A 15,466-nucleotide genomic window follows, 5' to 3' on the forward strand; every position below is an offset into this window, starting at 1 on the left:
ACCACATCATTTGGCTGGCAAATGCAAAACAAAAGAGCAACTCACGAGAGCTGCTCCTCTTGTTTAACTAGCGCCTTTTTGGGCCTGCAAATAGAACGCTACATCTTCACTCGGTAACGGTCTGCTGAATAAATAGCCTTGAACTTCTTCACACAGATGCTCCTGCAAAAATGCAAGCTCCTCCTTTGTCTCTACCCCTTCCGCAATCACATGCAGTTGCAAATGATGCGCCATGGAAATAATCGTGGACACGATGGCCTGATTGGAAGGCTGTTCGATCATGTCGCGCACAAACGAGCGATCTATTTTCAAACGATTCAGCGGAAATTCTTTCAGATAATAGAGAGAACTGTAGCCCGTTCCAAAATCGTCAATCGCAACATGCACCCCTAATCGCTTCAGTTCCTTAAGTGCCTGTGTGGCGCGTTGGACGTCGATCATGCTGCTTTCTGTAATTTCTAGCTCCAAGTATTCCGGTGCCAACCCTGTCTGGTCCAGAATCTCAGCGACCATCTGGGTAAAGTCTTGTTTGAGGAATTGACGCGCAGAAAGATTAACGGCCACCCGAAGCGGCTTGAGTCCTTGTTCTTGCCATTGCTTGTTCTGTTTGCAGGCCGTCCGCAGCACCCACTCTCCAATCGGTACGATTAACCCGGTTTCTTCTGCTACAGAGATGAACTGGTCTGGCAAAAGCAAGCCTCGTTCAGGATGATTCCAACGAATCAACGCTTCTACACCAACAATTGCGCCTGATTTGGCACTTACCTGTGGCTGGTAATGCAATAAAAATTCTTGCCTGGCCAAAGCGCGATTCAATTCATTTTGAATATTCATTTTGTCATTCACTGCTTGCTCCAGATTCGGTACATACAGGTGGAAACTGTTCTTCCCTTTGTCTTTGGCTGCATACATCGCCGCATCTGCGTTACGCATCAAGACACTTCTGTCTTGCCCATCCGCTGGATAGCGAGAAATCCCGATACTCGTCGTTATGTACAGCTCTTGCCCGTGGATAAAAAAGGCCTGTTCAATACTATGGTTGATTTCATTCGCCATAGAAAATACTTCTTTTTCCGTGACATCCGTAAGAATCACCATGAATTCGTCTCCGCCAAGCCTGCTCACCGATCCTTTTTCACCCACACAATCCTGCAAACGCAAGGAAGCTTCCTGAAGTAATAGGTCACCAAAATCATGCCCCAAGGAATCGTTTACCAGTTTGAAATGGTCGAGATCCAGAAACAGTACGTAAACTTGCTGATCCGTTCTCTGTGCCTCCATGATCACCTGATCCAGTTGCTGTTCGACAAAACGGCGATTCGGCAAACCAGTCAACGAATCGTGAAAAGCGAGATAATTGATTTTTGCCTCGTATTCTTTCTTATTGGTAATGTCTCGTACAATCACAAATACGCCCGTAATCTGCTGATCGACAAATACGGGGGTATGGGTCATATTCAAATGAAGCTGACGCCCCTCGCTCGTGGTCAAGGTAATCTCGTAGTTGCGCGCCTCACCTTGCACTGCATTTATAAAATGTGTCGATATGAGCTCGGCATCTCTAGAAGTACACATCGCCATTAACTTTTCGAGAGGCAAGCTCTGCTCCTTTGTCAATCGCATCGCCGCAGGATTCATGACGCTTTGGCTACCATCGATCGAGTAAAAGATCACCCCATCGTAATTGTGCTCAAATAGCGATTTATAGCGTTGATCACTTTCCAGCACGCGCAAGGTCTTCCCTGCGAATTGCTTGTCCACGTAGACAGAAGCCAAGGTCACGACCAGAATCAACACGATCACAATACCAATCATGGTAGCGATCAGCCCCGAGTCATCATCCGAGATCACTGCGATTGTCAGGTGCTCGTGAGCGACGAATGTGATGGCGTACATACCGGTGTAATGCATACCGGTAATGGCTGCCCCCATCAACAGCCCTGCAAAAATTTTACGCCAGAGACCTTTTACTGGATCCACCGAACGCAATTGAAACGTAAGAATCAACGCAACCATTGAAACCAGGATGGCAACGAAAATGGATACGGTAAACCATAGCCAATCGTACAGAATATTGGCGTTCATCATCATCGCTGCCATTCCTGTATAATGCATTCCAGCGATACCAGACCCAATAACAACCGATCCTGTTATTACCCTTGTTTTGGACATGGATTGCTCGCTTACAATCCATAATGTAAGCGCTGATGATAGAACGGCCAAAACAATCGAGAAAAATACAATCAGGTTATCATAATGGACGTCAATCGGCAGATGCAAGGCAAGCATGGCAACAAAATGCATAGCCCAAATACCCAGCCCCATGGAGACGGCTCCAGCACATAACCAAAACACACGTCCCCTGCCTTTTGCATAATGGAGACGTGCGCCCAGATCTAATGCTGTGTATGACGCCATTGCTGAAATAAAATAGGAGAGAAAAACCAGAGTCATACTATAGGATTGGTCAAGACTATTCATTGCATTCTCCTTCAAAAACCTCTACCGAAGTCTACTCACGAGGAACGTCCGCGCTTTCACGGAAAGGTTGTAGGCGTGCCTGTGACATTCTCCCATCTTATCCGTTTTATAATTCCCTGGCAAGAAGCCGCGACGTTCCCGTTTTGGAGATACTACAAAGGAATGCTGCTGCAAAGGAGGGGGATTTCCTTGATCCGTATGGGCTATGCCTGCATCAGTGTAAAGACGAAAAACAATCCAAACAAAAAAACGACAGTTGCCCAAGTAAATAAATTAGACCCACAAGCCCGATTAAAAAAACTGCGGCAAGTTATGCAGGTAAACTTTTTCAATTTAATGGATTTGCTTGCTTATAATGTTGAAAACAACATCTTTTTGTATCGACTTCCTTCCGAATTTGTTCCGCTTGCTACTCATCCAGTAGCAGCTGAATGGGATTGGGCAAAAGAATTCGCATGGGACTTCCAAAAGGCAGGGAATTATATCCGCAATCATGGTATTCGTTTGACAGCTCATCCCGGACATTACAGTATATTGAACAGCGACAAGCCTTCTGTGCTGGAATCGACGATTGCCGATTTTTCCTACCATGCAAAAGTGTTTGATTTACTGGGACTCGACGACAATTCCGTCCTGGTGACTCATGTGGGAGGGGTATACGAAGACAAAGCCTCTTCTCTCGATCGTTTTGCATCCAACTTCGAGCGGCTTCCCGAAAACGTCAAGCGACGTTTAGTCGTGGAAAACGATGACACGTCTTTTACCATGCGCGAGGTACTGGAGCTGTGCGAACGGATCGGTGTGCCGATGGTGCTCGATATTCACCACCACAACTGCCATTCTGATGGCGAGGATTGGACGGAATACCTTCCACGCATTATTCAAACCTGGGGAGAGCGAACACCAAAGATGCATATGTCCTCACCTAAGTCAGCGAATGACTTTCGGGCTCATGCAGACGATATTGACCCAGAAGCGTTCCTTACATTTGTCAGTGCGCTTGCGGATTACAATGTGGACATCATATTGGAATGCAAAAACAAAGATGATGCTCTATTTACTTTAAGACGCGAGTTAAAGAAAAAAGGAGTCGCTGTTGAAGCATTTACGAAATGAGTATGAAAAGGACGCCGCTTAATTAGCTGGCGTCCTTCCTCATGCGTTTCAAAATGAACATCCGCAGTCACACCCACGCCCTCGTCTATGACCCCGTCTATGTCGATAAGTGTATCCGGAGGAAGAACTACTGCCACCCGAAGATGATGAACCTCTCCCAAAGGAACTGCTACCGTCATTCCATAATTGGCAACGGTCATGATAATGATGCATTCTCCGTTCATGATGCTTGAAATGTCTGCGGTATTCCATGTATTTGCGGCGATTTTCACGATGCTCATCGCACTTGTGGCGGAAGTACTGCATCCGGTCCATATGGAACTGGAATTTGAACAGGTACAGCTCCAGTTCCCTTCCAATGTTCTCATTCGGTCGCGCATTCGGCCTGACATTTGGTCTGATATTTGGCCTGATATTCGGTCTTAGATTTGGCATCATGTTTGGACTTTCATTCGGCCGCACTTTTGGTCTTACATTTGGTCTTACATTCGGTCCGACATTTGGCCTCATATTTGGACTTTCGTTTGGTCTTACGTTCGGTCTAACATTCGGTCTCATGTTTGGACTCTCATTTGGCCGCACGTTTGGTCTGACATTGGGTCTTACATTTGGCCTCAAGTTCGGGCTCTCATTTGGCCTTACATTTGGTGAAGCGTTAGGCATAGGGTTTGCTGGCATCCGGTTCGGTGGCATTGGCATTGGATTCGACGGCATGAGATTGGGTGGGATTGGATTCGCTGGCATCCGATTTGGCGGCATTACGTTTGGCACGTTCGGGTTAGCCAGATTGGGAGCAGGCATGATCGGTTTTTGCGGCATTGGGCGCGCAGGAATGGAATGATTCGGATTGATTGGACTTTCCGACCTGGGCTTTTCAGGAGAAGGCTTCATAGGTGACGGCATCGATGGAGACGGCAATGGCATCGCTGAAGAAGGCGGCTTCGGCATTTCTTTAGGACGCCTTGGGAGTGCGGTAGGCATAGGCGGCATCTTACGTCGCTTTTCCACGGATCTACACGTCCTTTCGGATGAAATAACACAGTACATGGTATGACATTTATCCAACTCGAGAGACGACTCTCGCCCAGTTTGAAAAAATGGACTAAGCCCTTTTTTTCCTCTCTAGGGAAGCCGCCGTGACAAGATCATCTTGACTGCACGTAGGCATTTGATACAATGATAGCAATAGATAAAATAATCAGACAGTTGCACATGAACGAAAGTGAGGAAGAACGTATGCCGCGACGAATGCAGGCTTACACGTTTTCATCCAATCACATACATGCTCTCGAGCGAGGGGTTAGGATATCATATCCTAACCCCTCGCTCTTTTCGTTCTCTGCTCTGCTAAAGGAGGAAATTACAGATGAATCAGCAAGCAAACGTTGTAAAAGTAGATGGGGATCAACTGCGTATTGAAGATGTTGTTTCCATTGCAAGAAGAGCCACACACATCCAATTGACCGAAGAAGCATTGAATCGTGTTCGTGCTTCACGTGCCATGGTAGAGAAAATGGTATCGCAGCAGGAAGTCGTATACGGAATCACCACTGGCTTCGGAAAATTCTCTGATGTCATGATCCACGATGAAGACGTAAGCAAGCTGCAAGAAAATTTGATTATGAGTCATGCTTGCGGGATGGGAGACCCTTATGCCGATGAAGTTGTCCGTGCAATGATGGCTTTGCGCATTAATGCATTGGCAAAGGGGTATTCGGGCATTCGGGAAGAAACATTGCTTCAGCTTGTAGAACTATGCAATCGAGGGGTTCATCCGATTATTCCTCAACAAGGATCCCTTGGTGCCAGTGGCGACCTAGCCCCTCTCGCTCATATGGTACTGGTCATGCTCGGCAAAGGTGAAGCGCTCGTCAATGGCAAGCGGCTATCCGGCAAAGAAGCACTGAGTGAAGTGGGTCTTTCTCCAATTCGACTGGAGGCAAAAGAAGGTCTGGCTCTGATTAACGGTACACAGGCGATGACTGCACAGCTTTGCCTCGCTTTGTATGATTCGCGAGTTCTGCTTGAAAGCGCTGAATTGATTGCGGCGATGACGATTGAAGCGCTGCGTGGAATTCCAAAAGCGTTTGATCCCCAGCTTCATCTCGTCCGCCCGCATCCAGGACAGCAGGAATCAGCAAAGCGCTTGCTCCAGCACTTATCCGGCAGCAAGCGAACGACTGCGCAGGGTGAGCTACGTGTCCAAGATCCTTACAGCCTTCGTTGCCTCCCGCAAGTGCACGGTGCAACTCGTGATACGCTGGAGTATGTATGGACCACAGTGACTCGTGAATGCAATAGCGTCACCGATAACCCTATCCTTTTTACAGAAACAGGCGATGTCATCTCCGGCGGGAATTTCCATGGTCAGCCAATGGCATTCGCAGCTGATTTTCTTGCCATTGCCATCGCCGAGCTGGCAAATATTTCCGAAAGACGCACCGAACGTCTCGTCAATCCACAGCTAAGTGGGCTTCCCGGATTCTTAACCGAAAATGGCGGGCTCCATTCTGGATTTATGATCACGCAATATGTAGCCGCTTCCATTGTTTCTGAAAACAAAGTGCTCTGCCATCCCGCATCGGTCGATTCGATTCCATCATCTGCCAATCAGGAGGACCATGTCAGCATGGGAACGACTTCTGCTCGCAAGCTTCGCACGATCGTATCGAATGTCACCAAGGTGCTTGCCATTGAATATTTGGCAGCAGCACAAGCTATCGATTTTGGTTCGGGAGATCTCGGGACCGGCACAGCGAGAGCCTATCAGCAATTGCGCCGAGTGATTCCCCGCCTGCATGAAGACCGCGAAATGCATCCTGATCTCGTAAAGGCTGAAGAGCTGATCCAGCAAGGGACACTCGCGTTTGTCACGGAATAATCGTTCGTGTATAGGAACCATTGTCTTTCTCTGCTATGATGGAGCTAAGGATAAGCATGTAGACCAAACCACTTGACGTATGGAGGGCTGTCTCATGAAAGCAGGCAGAGAACTGGACCATCCTGACTACCTGTTGCTGTTTGATGGGGTTTGTCATCTGTGCCACGGTGCTGTGCAGTTTATTTTGAAGCGTGATCCGCATGGGCACATTCACTTTGCTTCCTTGCAATCACAGAGAGCACAGGAAATTTTGTCTCATTACAGCTATCAGGAAAAAGACATGTCCTCCGTGGTTTTTATTGCCAACGGACAGCTATATACAAAGTCTGATGCGATCTTGCACGTTGGCCGCAAGCTTCAAGGTGTATGGCCTCTGTTGTCAAACGCAGCTCGGCTCATCCCTAGACCTATCCGCGATCCGATTTATGATTGGGTGGCGAGAAATCGTTATCGGTGGATGGGCAAAGCAGAACAATGCATGCTTCCTACCCCGCAGATCAGATCCCGCTTTTTAGATTAAAAGAAAAAGGAGAAGCCGCTATCCTATCGCGACTCCTCCTTTTTTATTTGCTATGCCCAATCATTCATTCTTGAATGACAATCCCTTTTCGTTTAATGCTGTCCGAAGTTTCGGCATAGATGCTGGCCCCATCCCATGAAATTTCAGGATCTCTTTTTCGCTGTAACTAGCGAGGTGTTCCAAGGAAGTGATGCCATTGTGTTCCAATGCCCTTCTTGCTGGTGCCGAGAGCAGAGAAAGAAATCCCATATCCGGTTTGCGTTCTTGCTCACAGATTGGGCAAGTCGGACAATCACTACTTTTCATGTATGAATGACCATTCGCGCAAGTTCTTACCGTTTTTTTGGAAGTTGTCATAGCACGATTCCTTTTTATTTCGACGTCGCTTGTGGATGCTCATCGCTCACATAGTCAGCTGCTTTGGCATTCGCCTCTACCTGCGCTGGGCTCTTGCTGCCTGGGATCACGGTAGTGACAGCCGGATGCTTGAGGCACCACGCCAATGCCCACTGCGCCATATCCATACCTTCTGGAACTTCATTTTTCTTGATTTCTTCTACTTGGAGCAGCAGCTTGTTGACATGCTCCTGATCGTGTCGATGCCGCACATCGTTGCCACCAAATACAGACCCTGGCTTATACTTTCCGCTCAAATAACCACTCGCCAACGGAACGCGAGCCAACACACCCAGGTCTTGCTGCTGGCAGGAAGCAAAAACACCTTCTTCCGGCTTTTGATCCAGACGATTGTACACCACTTGGATTGCCTTTGCATTCACCGAGGTAGCGGCAGATGTTTGATGCATGTTGTCATTTTTCGCAATCGAGAGGCCGAGATGACGGATCGTTCCTGCCTGCACCTGTTTGTCGAGGTAGGTCCACAAGTCATCATTGTCAAAAGCCTCGTCTGGTCCCGAGTGGAATTGGTACAAGTCAATATAGTCGGTCTGCAAGGCTTGCAGCGATTTTTCCAATTGTTGCTGAACTTCAGCTGCTCCGTAATGATTGGTTCGCGAAAATTTGTCATGAAAATGATGTCCGAATTTCGTCGCCACAATCCAGTCTTCGCGGCGGTTTTTTTTCAAATATCCCCCGATAAGCTGTTCAGACAGATGATCTCCGTAGCATTCTGCTGTATCAATCAAGTTGATGCCGAGATCTTTTGCTTTGTCGAGAATCTGGTCAACAGCTTCTTGGGAGAAATCCATTCCCCACTCCCCGCCAAATTGCCAGGTACCTACACCGATTACGGATACGTTCAGGTCGGTTTTTCCTAATCTGCGGTACTTCATTGCCCGATTCCTCCTCATTATGGATAAACGAGAATCCCCTGAACGAATGTTCGCTCAGGGTGAAGACTAAAAAAAATTATATGTTTTTCTCGATGTTCAATTGGCTCACAAAATCTTGCAGATTCCCTTTTCGTTCCTTGCGCATTTTCTTGCGCTCTTCCGCAGTGGCCATCAATCTCTCTTCTTCCTCTGTTTCAGGGGCAATGGCTGGCACCTCAGTCGGGTTCCCTTCCTCATCCAGGGCAACAAAGGTGAGAAAAGATGTCGCGGTCAAAATGCGCTTGCCAGTCTGGAGATTTTCCGAGATAACTTTTACGAAAACCTCCATAGACGTTCTGCCTGTTGACGAAACATACGCTTCCAGGCAGATGGAATGTCCCATTTTCACGGGAGCAAGAAAGTCAATCGAGTCAATCGATGCTGTCACAACAGGGCGACGCGAATGTCGCATCGCAACGATTGCAGCTACCTCATCTATATAAGCCATCATCGTACCACCAAAAATAGTCCCATGGTAATTCGTATCAGATGGCTGAACCAGTGATGCCTGAATTGTACGAGATTCTTGAGTTGTCTTGACGTTCATCGCTGTTGCTCCTTTATCAATCTACTTGATGCATACATCATCATATCACAAGGCATTCAACGTTCCAATTGATAGCTGCTCGCAAGCATGCCTTCTATTCTCTCTGCCTCTTCTTGCAAAATGTAACGTAACAAAGGGAGATTCCACTCATAGGCTGGGCGATAGCCGTCTAAAGCAAACAGCTTGTCATCTATGTGCGTGGCAAGCTCTCGGCGAGCCGGGCTGGCACAGTAAAACTGCTCCAAATAATCCGTACCCCATCTGGAAAAGGACGACGTTTCATTGGTAACTGCCGTTAACAGAATCCCCTCCCCTGTATCAATCAAATCAATTGGATACAGTTGACAGCTAAATGGCTTGAGAGGCTCAACTTCACGACCAGCCTGCTCGGCATAAGCATGGATCGCACAGCCGTAACGCCCATTGTTTTCTTGATAAAAAAGACAATTGCCATGCCGCATGCGAATGGTTCCTGGACGCTCATTGCGATCCCATACCCCATGCGTAAGCCAATGATTGCGTTCGGACTCATCCTGAAGTCCAGCAGAGATAGAGGGGATTTCCCCCTCCATGATCGGAATCTGCCATTCTTCTACAGCGTACGGTTGTCCACCCTCACAGCAGGTCTCGCGATGGACCGTCCTGCAATTCCAACAGTCCAAGTGAAACAAAGCGTGGAGGGCTGTTACATCAACCAAATATTGTCCTGCTCTCACCAAGGAATGCTTGTTTTTCTTTATATATTTTTCGCAGTGGTACGCCTCTTTATCAGACATGGAATCGGGCGTACCTACATAACGAAAAGCTCGCTTCGTTTTCATTTTTGCAAAACAATCTCCGCTTCTGTTCCAAAAATGCGCAAATGGCCTTCCTCATAGCTAGCCAAATCTACTTCATCACCCGGAATCTCCATCAGGATTTCCATTTCTTCGCCCTGTTCTGTCGTAAACACGAGCAGGAGATCTTTTTCCTCAAATTCATTGTCAGTCAGCTTGGTTTCGAGGAGTTGAGCTTGAAACTGTGTTACCTCTTCCTCTTCTTCACTCTCGGTATCCCATTGGGTAAAAGTCACGGAAGTCTTTTGATTTTTATACTCCGCCAACAGTTGAATCAATTGCTCGTGTTGTTGAATGTCCATCTTGTAATCCCTCCGAAATGGTTCATACTGCCCATCATAACAAAGTAGCTCTTAAAAAGCCAAAAAGAAATACCGCTTCGCTGTGGAAGCGGCTCTTTCTCTTCTGCCTGTTAGCTCACTTTGCTGATGGTCTGGGCTAACGCAAAATCTTTGCCAGTTAAACCTTTTGCCTCGCGGGTGGCTAACGTAAATGTGACCGTTCCCCCTGCCAAATGAATTTCCACGTGCTGATTGTCATGCTCAAGCATCTCTGCCACCCGGTTGACGAAACTGATCGCAGTGGAAAAGTCACGACAGTGGTACGTGCGTGATAGTGCCATTCGGTCTTCTACCAGCTTCCAGCCAGGTACCTTGCTCAGATACAATTTGACCTGTTCCAAAGACAGCTTGCTCATTGTAGCAATGCCCCCTTTTACCCGATGAACGGTTGTTACACCATCATATTCACGAGACGTACAGGTTATCCGCACCCTATTGCTTCACGGCATAAAAAATCATTCGAGGTGATTCATGGGCCACATATTCGTCAAACTGATAATTTCCAAATACTTGAATTTGTTCGAATCCCGCCTCTGCAAGCATCGCCATCATTTGCTGAGCAGAAAACAAGCGAACCTGCTCCATATACTCACGCGGTTCGTTCGATGACTCGTCAGAAATCAGTATCCGCTTTTTCACAAATCCATCCTGGATCCAGCGTTCTTCTTTAATCAACAGCCCACTGACTTCCTTCGTAGAGTGCGGCACGAGATTATCGATAACGTACGCTGCATTTAAAAAATCGATGACCACTTCACCTTTTGTTTTGAGCGCTTGTGCCATGTTACGAATAACGTTAGCATTTTCTTCATCGGTGGAGAAATAACCAAAGCTGGTAAACAAATTCACCACGATATCAAATTCTTCGTGAAACGGAATGTCGCGCATGTCACAGCGGGCAAAACTTAGCTGTGGATAGGTGTTTTGTTCCTCAGCCAACTGTAAGAGAACAGGCGACAAATCCACACCAACTACTTCATACCCCCGGCGAGCCAGCGCACGCGAATGACGCCCGCTCCCGCAGCAAAGATCAAGTACGCGTCCTGTGTCCTTTACCGGCAATCTTTCCAACAGATTAGCGATCTCTCCATCTGCTGCCGAATCGTCCCTATGACGATACACAAGCACATAATCTTCGCGAAAGCTGCGTTCAAACCATTCTTCTGCCATGTCTGAGCCCCTTTAATTCCAAGATGTTCTTATTATACCACAGCGGGGTTTATCCGGAGCCGATTTGCATGTGGCAAAGTGTAGGGAAGCTTTGTTGTAAAATAGAGAAAGCACTTTACATACATACTGTATGTATGTTAAATTAACCTCATCCAATCGTGAGGGAGAGAGATCCATAATGAAAGTGAACAGCTTTTATCCTGTTATCTTGACAGAACAAGTTGAGGCTAGCTCGAAGTTTTATCAACAGCACTTTGGATTTGAAATGGTTTTCGAAGCAGACTGGTATGTGAGCCTGCAAAATCAGAGCAGCACTCCGCCATTTGAGCTAGCCATCTTGGCTCCTTCTCACAACACGATTCCTCAAGGGTTCCGAAAGCCCGTAGATGGCGGTCTTATCCTTAATTTCGAAGTCGATGATGTTGACGCTGAATACGAGAGACTTATTGTGAAAGCAGGTCTTCCTCTCCATCTCGACATTAGAGACGAGGATTTCGGTCAGCGGCATTTTATTACATCCGATCCGAATGGCATTTTGCTTGATATCATAAAGGTAATCCCGCCTACTGAAGCATTTGCTGACAGTTATGTTGATCCTGTTTCATCTGGCATGAAATAAGTAAGGAGATCGTACAACATGAAGATGTCCAAAGCAGAGCAAAAACAGCAGACGATACAAAAACTGATCGAAGTGGCAAGAGAGATGTTCTCCAGACAAGGCTACGCGGATGCCGCCATGGAAGACATCGTGAAACAAGCCGGGGTGACCCGTGGCGCACTGTACCATAACTTTGGGAGCAAAGAAGGATTATTTCAGGCAGTACTGGCTTCTGTCCAACAAGAAATCGGAGAGCGCGTAGAAGCTGAAGCTGCGAAAAGTGATGATCCTTGGCAACAATTGATCTTGGGTTGCTTGGCCTTTGTCTCCTCGGCCGTCGAACATCGCAACAAGCGGATATTGCTTATCGATGGCCCTTCTGTCATCGGGTGGGAAACGTGGCGACGAATGGACGAGGAAAACTCCATGCGGCATCTCAAGGAGCAGCTTCAAACGATGCAGGAGCAAGGGTGCCTACGACCCGTTTCCATCGATGCTCTGACGCATTTGCTGTCTGGTGCGATGAATGAAGCGGTGCTATGGATTTCGGAGACGCCTGATCATGAGAAGTCGCTTGAGGAAATTTCAGCAGCGATGACCCTTCTCTTGGAAGGATATCGCGCAAAATAAAAGCAAAGCACCCCTGCTTCCGCCTCTTACCGGCAAAATGCAGGGGTGCTTTTTTGTCATTGCAAAGGGTTTTTATGATGAAAAGCGGGTAGCTCGTCCAATCCGAATTTTTTCAGCAGCCCGAGCAATAATGCTCTCTACCGAAGATGGGTCCTCCACAACATCGTATTCGTTGATATTGACTCTCAAAATCGGACAGGAAGTAAAGGAGGCAATCCAGCTATCATAGCGGCCAAACAAATCCTGCCAGTAATCCACCGGCGTTTGTTGCTCCATCGGACGCCCGCGCTCTTTTACGCGGCCAATAATATCATCGAAGCTTCCCTCTAAATAGATTAAAATATCCGGGTGCGGGAAGTAAGGCGTCATAACCATCGCTTCAAAAAGTTCTGTATAAGTGCGGTAATCTTCTTCTGTCATGTTGCCTTGCTCGTACAGCATGCGGGCAAAAATCCCGGTATCCTCATAGATGGAGCGATCTTGAACAAAACCGCCGCCATAATCAAACATCCGTTTTTGTTCCTTAAAGCGTTCTGCCAAAAAGAAAATTTGCAAATGGAAGCCCCAACGCGATAAATCGTTATAGTAACGGCCCAAATACGGGTTATTGTCAACCTTTTCTACGGACACACGAAATCCGAGCTGATCTGCCAAGGCATGTGTAAAGGTGGATTTTCCTACCCCTACTGTCCCCCCGATCGTAATCACTGCGTTGTTTGGTATCCCGTATTTTTCACGAAGCGTGCTGCTTTGAAACCTCGACATGTACGCAACTCCTTATCCCCATGCTTACTTTTCCTTCGTTCCCTATCCTTCTTGTCCCATCACCTCTTGAATTCGTGGCACAATTCGATCCAGTACAACCTTCAAATCTTCTGGTCTATGTACGAAATCCAAATCGTCACAATCGAATTTGATGACAGGCGTATCCGGATGATGCTTTTCAAACGCTTCCATAAACTCGTTGTAGTCAGCAATCAGGTTCTCCATATAGGTGACATCCATACTACGCTCCATTTCACGATCTCGCATCGCAATCCGCTTCATCACGGTCTCAATCGAAGCTGTCATGTAGATCACCAAATGGGCCTGAGGCAAATCCTCTGTCAGGATATCATAAATTTTGAGGTACTTTGGCAGGTTATCACCTTGTAACGTCCGTTTGGCAAAAATCGTATTTTTGAAAATATTGTAATCAGAAACAACGGAAATACCTTGATTCAGGAACTGTGAATGTATATCCTGCAACTGCTTGTAACGATTGCAGAGGAAAAACATCTCGAGCTGAAAGCTCCATTCGGCAATATTTTCATAAAATTTGCCTAGGAACGGGTTTTCGTAGACGATTTCTTCCAGTAGCTGCAAGTTGCATGCACGGCTTAGTTCCCGCGATAAAGAGGTTTTCCCAATACCGATAGGTCCCTCAACGGTAATCAATATGGACTTCATGTATGCTTCGATTCCTTTCAAGAAAATGAGAGCACTCCATATTCTAGCACGTATGTAAGCGTTTGTCGAAAACATTCGCATTGTGTCGTTTAGTATCATTTGGTACTCATTTTTCAAAAAGAAAAACTGCTCTTCATCAAGAGCAGTCTGGTACTTACGTAAAATATTCCACGCGAGCTTGCGGAAACAGTCGGGCAATTTCACTTTCCAAATGGGCCTGCAACGCCTTTGCTTGGATGTCGGGATAGACATACTTGCCTTTCCCATATTTTCCCCATTTGTACTTGCGTTCTTCTTCCTTCATCTCCAGCTTCGTTTTCGGATAGCGCTGGAGGATCAAGCTTTTGGCGATCTTGGTAAAACGGTGCTGGATCAGCTCGAACGTCAAATCCTCCATCGCTTCGGGAACCAACTGTGAACGCAGCCTTTCGAGCAAATCGGTATACCCTGCTTCCCATCCGTCAAACCAATACAAAGGCGCTAAAATAAAGCCGAGTGGATAACCGGCCTTGGCTACCTTCCCTGCGGCCTCCAGTCGCTGATGAAAGCTGGAGGTGCCTGGTTCGAAATTTTTGATGACGTAGTCGGCATTCATGCTGAAACGAAATCGGGTATGCTTGTTGTGCTTGGCATCCAGCAAGGAATCCACGTGGTGAAACTTGGTCACGAAGCGCAACCGCCCAAACTCCTGCTGGCCCATAAACTCAATTGCTCTTTTCAGATTGCCCGTAAGATGCTCAATGCTAACTGGATCGGATGTACAGGCTGCCTCAAAACGAGTGATCTCACCTGGGCGTTCTTGGATATACTTCTCGGCCTGCGCAAGTATCTCATCTGTATTGACGTACACCCGAACATACGGCTTTGTCCCGATATTTGTGTTCAAATAGCAATAGTGACAGTGGGCAGCACATCCGGTTGCCAGTGGAATGGCATATTCTGCGGAAGGCTTGGAGGTCTCGAACTTCAATGTTTTGCGTACACCAATGACCAATGTCCGCTTCGCATTGCGATATTTCTCCACTTCCGTATCCCCAGGGATGCCACGGACCTGATTATGACTGGTCGTCATCTGCATCGGAATCCCTTCCTTTTGAAAATGGCGATACAGCTCTTGACCAAGTGGATAATTCAGTGCATTTGGCTCGACGAAAATATAATCTGGAACAAACAGCTTGCTGCCTTTCTGCTCCGTCTTTTCAGGTCTTTCCAAAAGGGTCGTTCCCATATCCATCATCCCCCCTTCACCTAGTATGCCCGTGCCATTCGACTGGACGTAAGGGGAAGTATGGCTGTGCCCGTTATTTCAGAGTGTTCTTAAAATCGCGTAGCAGCGCCTTTGCTTGCTCCTGTTGAGCGAGCGGTACTTGCAGTGTATAGACATGTCCTGCTTTTTTGGTCTGTCTGGACAAAAGCCTGACACGAATCCCCTTCATTTCCAAATAACGCCGACATTCCTGAGCAATCCGCGGGAGGCCATACGATTCATGAATCGTAACCCATTTGATCCACATGCACCTGCACCCCATCCTTACACACTTCTTTCTTTTACAGTAAGCAGTGGAC

19 protein-coding genes are annotated in these 15,466 nt (G+C 47.1%); 7 read left to right on the top strand and 12 right to left on the bottom strand.

Annotated elements, in window-relative coordinates; all coding sequences use genetic code 11:
* Nucleotides 1-63 precede the first annotated feature (63 nt).
* Nucleotides 64-2,481 carry an EAL domain-containing protein gene (locus EL268_RS18720; protein ID WP_106652765.1) on the bottom strand — a complete coding sequence of 806 codons (2,418 nt, stop codon included), beginning with the start codon at nucleotides 2,479-2,481 and terminating at the stop codon, nucleotides 64-66.
* 189 nt (nucleotides 2,482-2,670) lie between these two features.
* On the opposite strand from EL268_RS18720, the gene uvsE reads away from it, so the two are divergent.
* From uvsE to EL268_RS18750, 5 genes are all read left to right on the top strand, one after another.
* Nucleotides 2,671-3,597 (top strand): UV DNA damage repair endonuclease UvsE, encoded by a 927-nt coding sequence (uvsE, locus tag EL268_RS18725; RefSeq protein WP_106652764.1) that lies wholly within the window; start codon nucleotides 2,671-2,673, stop codon nucleotides 3,595-3,597.
* Nucleotides 3,598-3,819: 222 nt separating this feature from the next.
* Nucleotides 3,820-4,023 carry a hypothetical protein gene (locus EL268_RS32865; RefSeq protein ID WP_164724410.1) on the top strand — a complete coding sequence of 68 codons (204 nt, stop codon included), beginning with the start codon at nucleotides 3,820-3,822 and terminating at the stop codon, nucleotides 4,021-4,023.
* Between the two features lie 10 nt (nucleotides 4,024-4,033).
* Nucleotides 4,034-4,438, top strand: coding sequence for a hypothetical protein (locus tag EL268_RS18735; protein WP_232029935.1), 405 nt, complete (start codon nucleotides 4,034-4,036; stop codon nucleotides 4,436-4,438).
* Nucleotides 4,439-4,963: 525 nt separating this feature from the next.
* A complete protein-coding gene (gene hutH / locus EL268_RS18745) occupies nucleotides 4,964-6,478 on the top strand; it encodes a histidine ammonia-lyase (RefSeq protein WP_106652762.1) in 1,515 nt (504 codons plus the stop codon).
* Between the two features lie 79 nt (nucleotides 6,479-6,557).
* Nucleotides 6,558-6,998, top strand: coding sequence for a thiol-disulfide oxidoreductase DCC family protein (locus tag EL268_RS18750; RefSeq protein WP_106652761.1), 441 nt, complete (start codon nucleotides 6,558-6,560; stop codon nucleotides 6,996-6,998).
* 60 nt (nucleotides 6,999-7,058) lie between these two features.
* On the opposite strand, the gene EL268_RS18755 is transcribed toward EL268_RS18750, so the two are convergent.
* The 7 genes from EL268_RS18755 to EL268_RS18785 all read right to left on the bottom strand — a co-directional run bounded on the left by EL268_RS18755 (nucleotide 7,059) and on the right by EL268_RS18785 (nucleotide 11,223).
* Nucleotides 7,059-7,355 (bottom strand): RNA polymerase alpha subunit C-terminal domain-containing protein, encoded by a 297-nt coding sequence (locus EL268_RS18755; RefSeq protein WP_106652760.1) that lies wholly within the window; start codon nucleotides 7,353-7,355, stop codon nucleotides 7,059-7,061.
* 14 nt (nucleotides 7,356-7,369) lie between these two features.
* Nucleotides 7,370-8,290: an aldo/keto reductase gene (locus EL268_RS18760; RefSeq protein ID WP_106652759.1), complete on the bottom strand. Its 921-nt coding sequence runs from the start codon at nucleotides 8,288-8,290 to the stop codon at nucleotides 7,370-7,372.
* Between the two features lie 76 nt (nucleotides 8,291-8,366).
* Entirely contained in the window at nucleotides 8,367-8,876 is a 510-nt protein-coding gene (locus tag EL268_RS18765) for an acyl-CoA thioesterase (protein WP_106652758.1), read from the bottom strand.
* Between the two features lie 56 nt (nucleotides 8,877-8,932).
* Nucleotides 8,933-9,697, bottom strand: coding sequence for a DUF3109 family protein (locus tag EL268_RS18770; RefSeq protein ID WP_106652757.1), 765 nt, complete (start codon nucleotides 9,695-9,697; stop codon nucleotides 8,933-8,935).
* The gene (locus EL268_RS18775; RefSeq protein WP_106652756.1) at nucleotides 9,694-10,014 is read right to left on the bottom strand and encodes a hypothetical protein; all 321 of its coding nucleotides are present in this window, start codon (nucleotides 10,012-10,014) and stop codon (nucleotides 9,694-9,696) included. Before EL268_RS18775 ends, EL268_RS18770 begins: the two co-directional genes overlap by 4 nt.
* Nucleotides 10,015-10,124: 110 nt before the next feature.
* Nucleotides 10,125-10,409, bottom strand: a complete 285-nt coding sequence (locus tag EL268_RS18780; RefSeq protein ID WP_007724250.1) for a 4a-hydroxytetrahydrobiopterin dehydratase — start codon at nucleotides 10,407-10,409, stop codon at nucleotides 10,125-10,127.
* A gap of 76 nt (nucleotides 10,410-10,485) precedes the next feature.
* Nucleotides 10,486-11,223: a class I SAM-dependent methyltransferase gene (locus tag EL268_RS18785; RefSeq protein WP_106652755.1), complete on the bottom strand. Its 738-nt coding sequence runs from the start codon at nucleotides 11,221-11,223 to the stop codon at nucleotides 10,486-10,488.
* A 178-nt stretch (nucleotides 11,224-11,401) separates the two neighbouring features.
* On the opposite strand from EL268_RS18785, the gene EL268_RS18790 reads away from it, so the two are divergent.
* Entirely contained in the window at nucleotides 11,402-11,842 is a 441-nt protein-coding gene (locus EL268_RS18790) for a VOC family protein (protein ID WP_106652754.1), read from the top strand.
* Between the two features lie 18 nt (nucleotides 11,843-11,860).
* Nucleotides 11,861-12,451: a TetR/AcrR family transcriptional regulator gene (locus tag EL268_RS18795; RefSeq protein WP_106652753.1), complete on the top strand. Its 591-nt coding sequence runs from the start codon at nucleotides 11,861-11,863 to the stop codon at nucleotides 12,449-12,451.
* 72 nt (nucleotides 12,452-12,523) lie between these two features.
* Here the strand turns inward: EL268_RS18795 and EL268_RS18800 are convergent, their stop codons facing one another.
* The 4 genes from EL268_RS18800 to EL268_RS18815 form a co-directional block, all read right to left on the bottom strand.
* Nucleotides 12,524-13,216, bottom strand: coding sequence for a deoxynucleoside kinase (locus EL268_RS18800; RefSeq protein ID WP_106652752.1), 693 nt, complete (start codon nucleotides 13,214-13,216; stop codon nucleotides 12,524-12,526).
* A gap of 42 nt (nucleotides 13,217-13,258) precedes the next feature.
* Nucleotides 13,259-13,900 carry a deoxynucleoside kinase gene (locus EL268_RS18805; RefSeq protein WP_106653140.1) on the bottom strand — a complete coding sequence of 214 codons (642 nt, stop codon included), beginning with the start codon at nucleotides 13,898-13,900 and terminating at the stop codon, nucleotides 13,259-13,261.
* A gap of 154 nt (nucleotides 13,901-14,054) precedes the next feature.
* Complete coding sequence (gene splB, locus EL268_RS18810; RefSeq protein WP_106652751.1) at nucleotides 14,055-15,128, bottom strand: spore photoproduct lyase; 1,074 nt, start codon at nucleotides 15,126-15,128, stop codon at nucleotides 14,055-14,057.
* Nucleotides 15,129-15,201: 73 nt separating this feature from the next.
* Nucleotides 15,202-15,429 (bottom strand): hypothetical protein, encoded by a 228-nt coding sequence (locus tag EL268_RS18815; protein WP_017247807.1) that lies wholly within the window; start codon nucleotides 15,427-15,429, stop codon nucleotides 15,202-15,204.
* Nucleotides 15,430-15,466 lie beyond the last annotated feature (37 nt).

Origin of the sequence: Brevibacillus brevis (genome assembly GCF_900637055.1) — a bacterium.
In the GTDB taxonomy this organism is placed as follows: Bacteria; Bacillota; Bacilli; order Brevibacillales; family Brevibacillaceae; genus Brevibacillus; species Brevibacillus brevis.

Excerpts from the sequence above, each read along its gene's own strand:
- EL268_RS18790 (WP_106652754.1), top strand. The coding sequence starts at position 11,402 with ATGAAAGTGAACAGCTTTTATCCTGTTATCTTGACAGAACAAGTTGAG.
- EL268_RS18780 (WP_007724250.1), bottom strand. The coding sequence starts at position 10,409 with ATGAGCAAGCTGTCTTTGGAACAGGTCAAATTGTATCTGAGCAAGGTA.
- EL268_RS18760 (WP_106652759.1), bottom strand. The coding sequence starts at position 8,290 with ATGAAGTACCGCAGATTAGGAAAAACCGACCTGAACGTATCCGTAATC.
- EL268_RS18765 (WP_106652758.1), bottom strand. The coding sequence starts at position 8,876 with ATGAACGTCAAGACAACTCAAGAATCTCGTACAATTCAGGCATCACTG.
- EL268_RS18735 (WP_232029935.1), top strand. The coding sequence starts at position 4,034 with ATGTTTGGACTTTCATTCGGCCGCACTTTTGGTCTTACATTTGGTCTT.
- hutH (WP_106652762.1), top strand. The coding sequence starts at position 4,964 with ATGAATCAGCAAGCAAACGTTGTAAAAGTAGATGGGGATCAACTGCGT.
- EL268_RS18785 (WP_106652755.1), bottom strand. The coding sequence starts at position 11,223 with ATGGCAGAAGAATGGTTTGAACGCAGCTTTCGCGAAGATTATGTGCTT.
- EL268_RS18775 (WP_106652756.1), bottom strand. The coding sequence starts at position 10,014 with ATGGACATTCAACAACACGAGCAATTGATTCAACTGTTGGCGGAGTAT.
- EL268_RS18750 (WP_106652761.1), top strand. The coding sequence starts at position 6,558 with ATGGAGGGCTGTCTCATGAAAGCAGGCAGAGAACTGGACCATCCTGAC.
- EL268_RS18800 (WP_106652752.1), bottom strand. The coding sequence starts at position 13,216 with ATGTCGAGGTTTCAAAGCAGCACGCTTCGTGAAAAATACGGGATACCA.
- EL268_RS18720 (WP_106652765.1), bottom strand. The coding sequence starts at position 2,481 with ATGAATAGTCTTGACCAATCCTATAGTATGACTCTGGTTTTTCTCTCC.
- EL268_RS18805 (WP_106653140.1), bottom strand. The coding sequence starts at position 13,900 with ATGAAGTCCATATTGATTACCGTTGAGGGACCTATCGGTATTGGGAAA.
- EL268_RS18795 (WP_106652753.1), top strand. The coding sequence starts at position 11,861 with ATGAAGATGTCCAAAGCAGAGCAAAAACAGCAGACGATACAAAAACTG.
- EL268_RS18770 (WP_106652757.1), bottom strand. The coding sequence starts at position 9,697 with ATGAAAACGAAGCGAGCTTTTCGTTATGTAGGTACGCCCGATTCCATG.
- EL268_RS18755 (WP_106652760.1), bottom strand. The coding sequence starts at position 7,355 with ATGACAACTTCCAAAAAAACGGTAAGAACTTGCGCGAATGGTCATTCA.
- EL268_RS18815 (WP_017247807.1), bottom strand. The coding sequence starts at position 15,429 with ATGGGGTGCAGGTGCATGTGGATCAAATGGGTTACGATTCATGAATCG.
- EL268_RS32865 (WP_164724410.1), top strand. The coding sequence starts at position 3,820 with ATGATGCTTGAAATGTCTGCGGTATTCCATGTATTTGCGGCGATTTTC.
- splB (WP_106652751.1), bottom strand. The coding sequence starts at position 15,128 with ATGGGAACGACCCTTTTGGAAAGACCTGAAAAGACGGAGCAGAAAGGC.